At 53.9% G+C, this 10,902-nt stretch carries 6 protein-coding genes; all 6 read right to left on the bottom strand.

Going from position 1 to position 10,902, the window contains the following annotated elements; translation table 11 throughout:
- Positions 1 to 305: 305 nt before the first annotated feature.
- The 6 genes from M3G15_RS10695 to pcrB all read right to left on the bottom strand — a co-directional run bounded on the left by M3G15_RS10695 (position 306) and on the right by pcrB (position 10,850).
- Complete coding sequence (locus M3G15_RS10695) at positions 306 to 1,544, bottom strand: MFS transporter (protein WP_260070890.1); 1,239 nt, start codon at positions 1,542 to 1,544, stop codon at positions 306 to 308.
- A 179-nt stretch (positions 1,545 to 1,723) separates the two neighbouring features.
- Positions 1,724 to 3,166, bottom strand: coding sequence for an ABC transporter substrate-binding protein (locus M3G15_RS10690; RefSeq protein ID WP_260070889.1), 1,443 nt, complete (start codon positions 3,164 to 3,166; stop codon positions 1,724 to 1,726).
- Between the two features lie 297 nt (positions 3,167 to 3,463).
- Positions 3,464 to 4,825: a radical SAM/SPASM domain-containing protein gene (locus tag M3G15_RS10685; RefSeq protein ID WP_260070888.1), complete on the bottom strand. Its 1,362-nt coding sequence runs from the start codon at positions 4,823 to 4,825 to the stop codon at positions 3,464 to 3,466.
- A gap of 211 nt (positions 4,826 to 5,036) precedes the next feature.
- Complete coding sequence (gene ligA, locus M3G15_RS10680) at positions 5,037 to 7,055, bottom strand: NAD-dependent DNA ligase LigA (RefSeq protein WP_260070887.1); 2,019 nt, start codon at positions 7,053 to 7,055, stop codon at positions 5,037 to 5,039.
- Between the two features lie 386 nt (positions 7,056 to 7,441).
- Positions 7,442 to 9,820, bottom strand: coding sequence for a DNA helicase PcrA (gene pcrA / locus M3G15_RS10675; protein ID WP_260070886.1), 2,379 nt, complete (start codon positions 9,818 to 9,820; stop codon positions 7,442 to 7,444).
- A 322-nt stretch (positions 9,821 to 10,142) separates the two neighbouring features.
- A complete protein-coding gene (gene pcrB, locus M3G15_RS10670; protein ID WP_260070885.1) occupies positions 10,143 to 10,850 on the bottom strand; it encodes a heptaprenylglyceryl phosphate synthase in 708 nt (235 codons plus the stop codon).
- Positions 10,851 to 10,902: the final 52 nt, after the last annotated feature.

Here is a 10,902-nt window from a genome sequence, read left to right as displayed (position 1 = left end):
GGTAATGCTTTATTCGAAAGAGCCTTAGCTCAAATCATGCTGACGATTATAAATAATCGTTAAGTTTATTGACGCGTTCCATTTGTTCAGTTTTCAAAGAACTTGCTTGCGTTCGGCAATCACCGAAGGTGAAAATCAGTTTTTGTCGAACAGTTATTTATTATACTCATTTGGTCGAATCATGTCAACTTCTTTTTTCGACAGCTCGTAAAGCTTTTCTACAGCATGTCGTTCGAAGCGACAAGTAATAATTTATCACGCCGGAAATCATTTTGCAACATGAAATATTCTCCAATGGTGAGCTGTCATTTCACCAAGAAGCTTGAGTTAGTCGAAGGACTTGCTTCCCTTGATTCGCGCTTTCTCCGCCGGATCACCCAAATGCCAACTCCGCTGCAGGACACAAGCAGAAAACCTGCGGCTAGGCGCAGGACAAGATCATAATCGCCTGTAAATGCACTAAGCCCAGACGAGCCTGCAACAACCCCCAAAGAGAAGAAGGCGTAGAACATTCCAAATGCCTTCCCCTTGTGTTCCGGACGAACATGCCCAACGAGCAGTGCATTTAAGGAAGGGAAGAGCAACGCAAAGCCTAATCCGTAAACCGCCATAACCGCAAACATCCCCGCTTGTTGCCCGATCATCGACAAAGCCAAGAGCGACAGAATTACGATCCCCCCACCCGCAGCGCATAACCGCAGAGGCGATACCCGATCAAACCAACGGTTGCTGGGCAAAATAAACAAGCTGATAGCCACGACACCAAATACGCTAAGCATCAACCCGGCGGCTTGGGCGGGCAGGCCTAACGCTTCCGCTTTAAGAGGAAGGCTATACGTCAGTGCCCCCATAGCAAACATCAAGGCAAAAGCACCATAATAAGCCGTAGCAGCTGCTTCATTGCGCAGCGTAGCCATAAACGCTTGGGCAGCACTAATAGAGAAAGCGTCCTGGTCATCTGGCCGATCCCGGCCATCCCGAAGCTTTCCGAACACAACCAGCGCTCCCCCCAAAAAAAGCAAGGCCGAAGCTACAACGAACAACCCGTCCAATCCCGCACTTGCTTTCATGATGCCGGCCAAAGCTGGTCCCAAAATAGCAGCAACACCAACCGCCGCACCGGAAAGAGCCATGGATCGCCCCTGGGCCTGAGCCTGGGCTGCGCGCGATACCAACGTAAATGCGCTCGGCACCAACAAACCGCCGGCAAGCCCATGCAGGACGCGAACCGCCAAAAGCGCAGCAGGCTGCCGAACCGTCGTGTACAGCAACAGAATTCCGGCCGTCGAAACCAAACCGGCGAGCAGAACTTTTTTCCCTCCATACCGGTCGATCCAGAACCCCGCCAGCATGTTCCCTATCATATTGGTCAGGGAGTACATCCCCACGGCAAGCCCGATTTGAAACGAACTCGCCCCAAGGCTCAGCGCTAGAGGTCCCATAACCGGAAGCTGGATAAATAAATCCATAAAGCAGATGAAGACCAGGAGGTTGATGACCCATTTTGCATTTGGCACATTTGGCATTGTTGGCTTATTTGGCATGTCGTTCTCCTCAACCGTTTTCTTTTGAAAATTATACGATATAACCCTCCCGCAAAACCCCAAGCAATCGACCGGAATGATGGCAATCTTCCGAAATTTCAGGTTACGCAAAAAAAGAGGGCCGATCCCTGCTTCCGCAAGGAATCACCCTCAAAATGAATGGGGGCCAGGCCACCCCACTATTGACCCGAGCTCTCGGACGTCTCCGCACCCTCTGTTGTTACTCCGGACGCGTCGGATTCCGCGCTGCCTTCGGAGCCCTTTTTGGCCGTTTCGTCTTTCAACGCTTTGTCCAACAGCGCCTGGGCTTCGTCCTGTACCGTTTGCAATGCTTCATCAATCGATTTCTTTTTCTCCTGAGCAAGCTTGATCTCTCGCTCCAGAATCGGCCGGTATTGCATATGGAAATCGTCTGGTATTTTCGCGTAGTCGCGGCTTGAATTCGAATCGAACTTCGGCTTCAGTTTATAGAAAGCCTCCAGGTTGACCCCGTTAAATTCAGTAGAAATCCCCATCCGGGACAGCAATCCGTTGTTGAGCGATCGCGATTTAACTTTAGCGAATTCTTCACCATTGATAAACTTGATAAACTCCCATGCTGCATCCGCATTTGGCGAATTTGCCCGGATCGCGAAGATATCGTTAAAGTACACGGACCGTGTCGTTTGAGGATCGGCAGGATCCACCGGCCCAGCAGCAACTCCCAGCTGGAAAGGCTTGTAATCTGTGATCACCTCTTGAGCTTGCTTCAGGTCTTGCAACATGTAGGTGCTTTCCACAGACATGGCCACCCTCCCCATCAAGAAAGGCCGGCTCTTATAGTACTCTTCCATCGTCCCGCCTTGGAAGCCATTTTCGTCGGGAATATAAATCGCTTTGGAGTCGATTGCATCCATCGCCAGCTTATAAGTTTGTTTCCAGGAATCCGTATTGATCGTGATCTTCATCGTGTCCGGATTCAAGAACTGCAATCCCTGAGCGGAGGCGATGTACGAAGCTAAATTCTCCATGGACATGCCGTACTGCACTCCAAACCCATAGACGCGAGTATCCTTATCCCCTTCGGTTGGGAAGCGACGCGCCAAGTCGAGAATTTCCTGCCAGGTCATCCCGTCATGTGGAAGTTCGACGCCATATTTCGCAAACAAATCGGCATTATAAAAAATCGCGTTGCCGCTAAAGGTCGGGGCCAATCCGTATAATTTGCCGCCGCCCTGCTCCTTCAGCATTTCGATGAGCGCCGGATAGATGCTCTCCGTATCATATTTATCCCGCGCGATGAACGTATCTAATTCCATGAGCTTCCCGTCGTTCACGAACTTCTCGTAGTTGCTGGAATCCAAGAGGATGACATCCGGTTGTTCCTTATCGACGAAATCCGAGAAAGCTTTCTCATAATCGATCGGCTCGCCATTTGAACTGTTGTAGATGCTGTTCGTGTTGACCACTTCGATATTCACGTTTGGGTGTTTAATTGCAAACAAATCACCATACTGCTGAAAAAAGTACTGCTCATCCCAATACATGATTTTAAAGCTGGACGTCTGCTCCTTCTCCTGTGCAGGGCGGCTGGTACAACCTGCGAACAGCATGCAGGCCAATACAATCAGCAGTCCCTTCATGAACTTCTCCCTCTTCATTACGACCTCCAAATGAATGTTTTTTAATGATGACTCTACCATAATAACGTATGCAAGTATCGATAGTTTCATATTCTGGTAAAAAAAACCGATTCTCTTAGCAGTTTTTGCTTAGAGAATCGGTCTATTGATGAGCAAGATATGATTAGCTCAGGTTCCCCGGAACGGATTTGGAGAGTCGTCCGGTTTTAATGTGTGCGGGCTGAGCCGCGGAACGGATGACCTTCATGCCTATCACCTCCTTGCTAGGGTGTACAGGAACTAAACACTCGAATAAAACTAGGCTTCAGAAGCAGAAGCCATCGCTTCCCGCTGCGCCTGCAGCCAGATTGTGCGCAAGGTCTTCTTGATCTGACGCTTCTCATAAGAGCAAGGGCGGTTCCCCGTCCGCATCCGGTACAGCGGACAATGGTTCCCTTGGCAAGCCGGGCGGAAGAAGCAAGCCTGGCATTTCTCATCCGTCTCCTCGCCGGATGTTGTCCACAGCGCCAGCTTGTCATAATCGAGATCCAGCGTACCGTCCTCGTGAATCCGGCCCAGGCGGTTATTATCCTGCTCCAGTGCAACCGAGCATTTATACAACATGCCGTCCGAACCAACGATTAGAGAGTTGGGCTTCGCTGCATAACAAACCGCCCCCGTCGGCAGCAAAATATCCGAGATAAACGAACTGACCGTAAGCCCTTCAGCGATCGCTTGCTCGTTGAAAGCCCAAATGCTGCGATCTTTCGTCCGCTCGTCGCATATCGGCAAATTGAGGTCGTTCTCCCCGCCCATGCAACCTACAGGACGGAAATAGACTTGAAATCGCGGGTCATCCCCAAATAAATCGCGCAGCACCGGAATGAACCGGGAAACCTCCTCTAAATTGCTGTTATCGAAGTTCACACGCAAATTGATTTCAAACGGACGGTCTACCTTTTTTAATGACATTAAATTGTTGACGATGGTTTGATAGGTATCCCCGCCTCCGTTCAGGCCGCGGCGGGCATTGTGCGTCTCCCCTTCACCATCCAAGGTCACCATAAACCGCTCGACATGCAGATCCAGCATCTGCTCAAATCGATCACGCGTCAAATAATATCCGTTGGTCGACATTTCCGCGCCATATCTCGCCCCGCTCGCCTCACAGGCGGCCATGAACGAACGGGATAATCGTTCAATGACATGCGGGACGAGCAGCGGTTCTCCGCCATGCCAGCTGATCGTCAGTTGCCTCAATGTGCGGGCACGCTCAGCCATGTAGGCCTCCAGCCCCCGGATCACCTCTTCACGCATCGTTGCCCGAGGAAACGATTCATAACAATAGGTGCAGCGGAAGTTGCACGCCTCTGTCACCAGTAAAACCAGATGCATCGCATCCTGCGCATGCATGGAGTGATGCAGAAACAAGGCGCGCCGCATTTCGTCCGTATCGCCAGGGACAAGGAACCCCTGTTCAATCAACGATTCGTACAATGGAGGCGCTGGTTCAGGAACGGGTGCGGCCGGGGTCAGCCACTCCAGAACTTGATTCCGTTCGGCTGGCGAACAAGCGGCAATTGCTCCGGTATAGCTGTTATACAGCATCAGTCCGCCGTCATCGGTTTCGCTGTGCGCATTAAAGCGCGAAGGCTTCCACTGTAACGCATCGTGATTCATGTGTTCTCCATCCTTTTTATGATGATATTTAACTATCGAACCCTCCGGTCCACCGCCCTATGATGAAGAAAACGCCGCTGGTTTGCCATGATTCTCGTCACTTTTGTGATCGCTGGCCGCAAAAAAATCCCCGAACCCACCCGCGGATGTCCGCAGATGTGCTCAGGGATAGGAAAAGGAATTGGTGTAAGCTCTCTATGCGTTCTGATTTCTATTCGCTTTCGTTTAACAGCCGGATCAACTCGTTCTCGTCTTCGATGACCGGGATGCCCAGCTCCTGGGCTTTCGCCAGCTTGCTGCCGGCCTTCTCGCCAGCGATGACCAGATCGGTCTTCTTCGATACGCTGCCGGTCACTTTGGCGCCCAAGGCCTCCAGCCGTTCGGACGCTTCATCCCGGCTCATCTGATGCAGCGTGCCCGTCAGCACGACCGTTTTCCCGGAGAAGAAGGAGTCCGTCACCGGCGCGGCGGCTTTGACCGGCGCCTTCGGCGATACCCCCAGCTCCAGCATTTTGCGAATGCCCGCCTGATAGAACGGATCGGCGAAGAAGCTCACAATGCTATCAGCCACGATTCCGCCGATGTCCGGCAGTGCCGTCAGCTCTTCCGTTGTAGCGGACATCACCGCTTCCAGGCTGCCAAAATGATCGGCCAGCACCTTGGTCGTCGATTTGCCGGTGTTCGGAATACCCAGCGCGAACAAGAAGGAAGCCAAATCGCGTCCTTTGCTCACCTCGATTGCCTGGAGAAGCTTGTTGGCTTTCTTTTCACCAAAACGCTCCAGCTTGATTAAATCATCAAACGTCAACGTATACAGATCAGCCGGCTCGCGGAGGTTCAGCTCATCGTGCAGCTGCTCGGCTGTTTTCTCGCTGAACGTCTCGATATCCATGGCGTCGCGGGAAGCAAAATGCGTAATCCGCGCCACAATTTGCGGTTTGCAGCCCAAGCGATTATTGCAGAACAAATGCGCGCCCCGCTGCTCCAGCGGCGTGCCGCAGGCCGGACAAACCTCAGGGTAGATGATCTCTCCGCCTTCCGGTTCGTCAGGCACTTTGCCGAGAATTTCCGGAATGACATCGTTGGACCGACGGATGAATACGCGGGTGCCCAAAGCGTACTTCAAGTTTTTGCGTTCGATATCGCCGATGTTGTTGAGCGTACAGTTTTGGACGGTGACGCCGGCCAGCTCCACCGGTTCGACTTTGGCCAGCGGCGTGATTTTCCCGGTTCGCCCGACGTTCCAAGAGACGGACTCCAATATCGTTGTCGTCTCTTCCGCTTCAAATTTGAAAGCCACCGCCCAGCGCGGGAACTTGTCCGTATATCCCAGCACTTCGCGTGTGCGCATATCGGTGATTTTGATGACGGCTCCGTCGATGAGGTAATCGAGGGTCGGGCGCTTTTCCACGATTTCATGAAGCGCTTCGATCACTTTGTCAAAGCTGTCATGGTAGGTGACATAAGGGTTCACCTTAAATCGGTTGTCTTTAAGGAAAGCCATCATTTCCCGATGATCCTGGAAGTTCAGGTTGTCCGAATACCCCACATTGTAGAAAAAAGCGTTGAGCTTGCGCTCCGCCGTTGTCCGCGGGTTCAAGTTGCGCAAAGCGCCGGCAGCGGCATTCCGGGCGTTCTTCAGCGGCTCAGCCGCCGTCTCGTTATATTTGGCCAGCACCGACAAATTCATGATGCCTTCGCCTTGCACCTCGATGGTGCCATCCCGGTAAGGAATGGTCAGCGGCACGGATTTGATCGTTTTGACTTGGGGCAAGATCCCCTCGCCCACAACACCGTTCCCCCGGGTCGCCGCCTGAACAAGCCGTCCATCGGTATAGGTGAGGTTGAGCGTCAACCCGTCAAATTTCAGCTCGACCACGTAGGTCGGATCTGGCAGCGGTGTAGTTGGGTTTTTGCTGTTGTAGTCGGCGATCAGCTTGAGAACCCGGTTGTTCCAGTTCAGCAACTGCTCTTCGTTTTGCGCTTTGTCCAAGCTCCACAGCGGAGCCAGATGGCGGTGTGGCTTGAAGCCCTCCAGCAGCTCGCCGCCCACGCGCCCCGTCGGCGAATCGGGCAGGGTGATCCCCGTCTCCGCCTCAAGCGCGGTCAGTTCATCATACAACTGGTCGTATTCCTTGTCGCTGATGATCGGCTCGTCCAAGGTGTAGTAATGATAGTTGTAGCGGTTCAGCTGCTCAACGAGCTGCTCCATCCTTTGCATCGCATCCATGCAGGGACAACCCTCCTTCATGCAGGTATGTTATGTATAGCAACGGAGGAACCCGATTGGGTTCACTCCGTAGGTTAAGCGATTGGGGCAAGTGCACTATGTGCCGCCCATGATCTTAAGGGTATTTTTTACCGCTATTTATCGGGAATACGCTAGTTTGCGGGGAATAAGGGAAAAATATGGCGCTATCCCTAGCCAATCCAAGCAAATCTGGGCCATAGGAGCAAAATAAGAACATAAAATGGTCTTATTTCACGAGGAAGGCCCGATTCAATGATCATAAGGACATAAATTACCCTTATTTTCTACTGATGGAGCCCACCCCACCTCTATTCTCCTCAACCTTCCCCGGATTGAGGCAAATATACTCGGTTATCCGCCATCAGTCACTCGCCGTCGGCCACCTTCGTGATCGGAGCGAATCCGGCCAGCAGCCGCTTGACCCCTACCGGTGCGGGGAAAGCGATCTGCAGCTCCGTGTCGTTGCCGGTGCCTTTGATGGCAACGACCGTGCCCACGCCCCACTTGGCGTGGGCGACCTTGTCCCCGGCGCTGAAATCGCCGGGGGCGGTCTTGGCGGCGCCACTGGACGCGCCGCCGCCGGTCACGGTCACGCCGCTCCGCATGGGAGCGGCGGTGCCGCGCCCGGCCGGTCCGCTAGGCGCAGCCGTGGACCGGCCCCACGAGCCGCCGGCCGCGTCCGTGGCCGGGCGGCCGAAGTTGCCGCCGCCGGCGCTGCTGAAGCCGCGGCCGCTGTAGGCGCCGCCCACGCCGGCGCCTCGGCCGTAGCGGTCGCGCGGCACGCGACCGCCGTCCTCCTTCAGTTCCTCGGGGATTTCATCGAGGAACCGGGACGGCGGATTCGCCGTCGTGCGGCCGAACAGCGTGCGCATCTGCGCGCACGAGAGGAACAGCTTCTCCTCGGCACGGGTGATGCCCACGTACGCCAGACGCCGCTCCTCCTCCAGTTCCTCGTCGTCGAGGAACGCCCGGCTATGCGGGAAGACGCCTTCCTCCATGCCGATGATGAACACGACGGGGAACTCCAGGCCCTTCGCACTGTGCATCGTCATCAGCACAACCGCGTCGTCGTTAGGTTTCTCCGCGTCACTGTTATCGTTCATGCTGTCGATATCGGCGATCAGCGCCAGATCGGTCAGGAAGGAAACCAGGGACTTGTCTTCATTATTGTTCTCGAATTCCATCGTCACGGACAGGAACTCGTCGATATTCTCCAGCCGCGAACGGGCTTCGAGCGTATTTTCATTTTGCAGCTCCAGCCGGTATTGGGTGACTTCCAGCAGTTTCTCCGTCAGCTCCGTAACCGACAGGTAAGGAACCATCTGGTGCAACCCATGAATCATGTCAAAAAACTCAACCAACGCATTCCGCGTCCGCCCGGCAAAGCCCAGATCGTCCACCACTTCAAGCACGCGGTAGATCGAAGTCCCTCGCTGCGCTGCAGCATCTGCCAGCTTCGCTACAGTTGTGTCGCCAATGCCCCGTTTAGGTACATTGATGATCCGCGTCAAGCTAATGTCATCATCCGGGTTAGACAGCACGCGCAGGTAAGCGAGCAAGTCCTTGATCTCTTTGCGATCATAGAACTTAATGCCGCCCACGATCTGATACGGGATATCCGATTTGATCAAAATTTCCTCGATCACCCGCGACTGCGCGTTCGTCCGGTACAAAATGGCATGATCGCGGTAGTTCCGTCCGCTTTTGACGCTGTTATGAATTTCCGTGGTAACAAAATACCCCTCGTCATGCTCCGAATCCGCGCGGTAAACCTTGATTTTGTCGCCGTCGCCCTTGTCGGTCCACAGCTTCTTTGGCTTGCGTCCGGTGTTATTTCCAATGACTTCGTTGGCCGCATTCAGAATCGTTGAGGTGGAACGATAGTTCTGCTCCAGCAAAATCGTCTTGGCCTCAGGATAATCCTTCTCGAAGTTCAGGATATTGCTGATATCCGCCCCGCGCCAACGATAGATCGATTGGTCGCTGTCGCCGACGACGCAGATGCGGTGATGCTTGTCTGCCAGCATCCGGCACAGCATATACTGCGCACGGTTCGTATCCTGGTATTCGTCGACGTGGATGTATTGGAATTTTTTCTGATAAAAATCAAGCACATCCGGAGCCGCTTTAAACAGTTCGATGGTCTTCATAATGAGGTCGTCGAAGTCCAGCGAGTTGTTTTGGCGCAGCTGCTTCTGGTATTGGGTATAGATCTTCGCTACAATACCTTCAAAATAATCACCGATCTTCTGTTCATACTGCTGCGGCGTGATCAGTTCGTTCTTCGCTGCGCTGATGGCCGCTTGAACCGCCTTCGGCTCAAATTTCTTCGTGTCGATGTTCTGTTCTTTCATGCAGTTGCGAATCACCGACAGTTGGTCCGTAGAATCCAGGATGGAGAAGTTGGAGGTGAACCCGATCCGCTCAATATCCCGCCGCAAAATGCGCACGCACATCGAGTGGAACGTCGACACCCAAATGTCCCGTCCCTCCGGACCGCCTACCAACCGAGATACCCGATCCTGCATTTCACGGGCCGCTTTGTTCGTAAACGTAATCGCGAGAATCGCCCAAGGCGGGGCTTTGCGCGTTGCGATCAGGTAGGCGATGCGGTGCGTCAGCACACGCGTCTTGCCGCTGCCCGCGCCGGCCATAATCAGCAGCGGCCCTTCGGTCGCCTCGACGGCTTGTCTTTGCTGCGGATTCAGGCGGCTTACCGCCTCTTGTATGTTCACAGGTTGCATCAAACTTGCTCCTTCCTTTTATAGACACACATCTTCTTCGTCTTCGTCTTTGCGATCACTGATAACAGACTCCAGAGCCGTTATTCGTTCATTTCCCACGGATTTCCCGATGTAACGGACTCAGACGACGCTATTTCACCCCAACCGAGTCTGGAGGGGCCAGATTTGGGCAAATAAAGTCTTCTCAGTCCGTTAGCTGCGCCGGGGCTCGTTATTCCGAGCAATAAGGTCCGTGGTGTCCGTTACAAAGCTGGAGCCCCTTCCTCTCCACGCAGATGGCGACGCTGGCGTTTTCAGCTCGTCCCCTCTTCCCCGCTTGCTTCTAGCTCTCAGCTGCAGCGGTGCCCTTCACCGCCGCCACCGTCTCGAGCGCCCCCGCCAGGTTCTCATACACCGCGTTGCCGACAACCACCGTATCGCTCACGGCAGCTGCGCGGTACGCTGTTTCCGCATCCACGACCCCGCCGCCATAGAAAAGACGTGCTTGATCCAGTGTCCGCCTTACGTCCGCTACTAACTCAAAATCTCCGATCTGCCCGCTATATTCCAAATAGACAATCGGAAGCTGAAGCAAACGATCCGCCACTTGGGCGTATGACCGGGCTGACACCGGCTCCAACGGGGCCTTGGCCTTCGTTACCTCAGCGACCGTCGCCTCTGGATTGAGGACGAGATAGCCTTCCGGCACGAGCATTTCCCAAGGGATCAGGTGTCCGTATTGCTCGATTGCCTTGGCATGTTGCCCAATGATCCAATCTTGATGTCCTGCGTTCAACACGATCGGAATCATATAAAGATCGAATCCCGGCACGACCGCCTCTAGATTGGAAATCTCCAACACGCAAGGAACCTCAAAACGACGCACGCGAGACAGCAGGTCCACCGTATTGTCATAGGTCACCCCGCTCGATCCGCCGATCATCACGGCATCTGTCCCCGACAGACACACCGCTTCCAGTGACCGATCGTCCAGCTGACGGTCGGGATCCAGCTTAAACACATGTCGCCAGCCAGCTATCATCTGCTTCAATTTCCATTCCTCCAACGACAAATTCAGCAGAAGGACCGCGAAAAACGGGGCA

Origin of the sequence: Paenibacillus sp. p3-SID1389, assembly GCF_025151705.1 — a bacterium.
Lineage (GTDB): Bacteria > Bacillota > Bacilli > Paenibacillales > Paenibacillaceae > Fontibacillus > Fontibacillus phoenicis.
The sequence above is the reverse complement of the archived record's forward strand: the minus strand, read 5'-3'. Positions and strand labels throughout refer to the sequence as shown.

Excerpts from the sequence above, each read along its gene's own strand:
- M3G15_RS10695 (WP_260070890.1), bottom strand. The coding sequence starts at position 1,544 with ATGCCAAATAAGCCAACAATGCCAAATGTGCCAAATGCAAAATGGGTC.
- ligA (WP_260070887.1), bottom strand. The coding sequence starts at position 7,055 with ATGGATGCGATGCAAAGGATGGAGCAGCTCGTTGAGCAGCTGAACCGC.
- M3G15_RS10690 (WP_260070889.1), bottom strand. The coding sequence starts at position 3,166 with ATGAAGGGACTGCTGATTGTATTGGCCTGCATGCTGTTCGCAGGTTGT.
- M3G15_RS10685 (WP_260070888.1), bottom strand. The coding sequence starts at position 4,825 with ATGAATCACGATGCGTTACAGTGGAAGCCTTCGCGCTTTAATGCGCAC.
- pcrA (WP_260070886.1), bottom strand. The coding sequence starts at position 9,820 with ATGCAACCTGTGAACATACAAGAGGCGGTAAGCCGCCTGAATCCGCAG.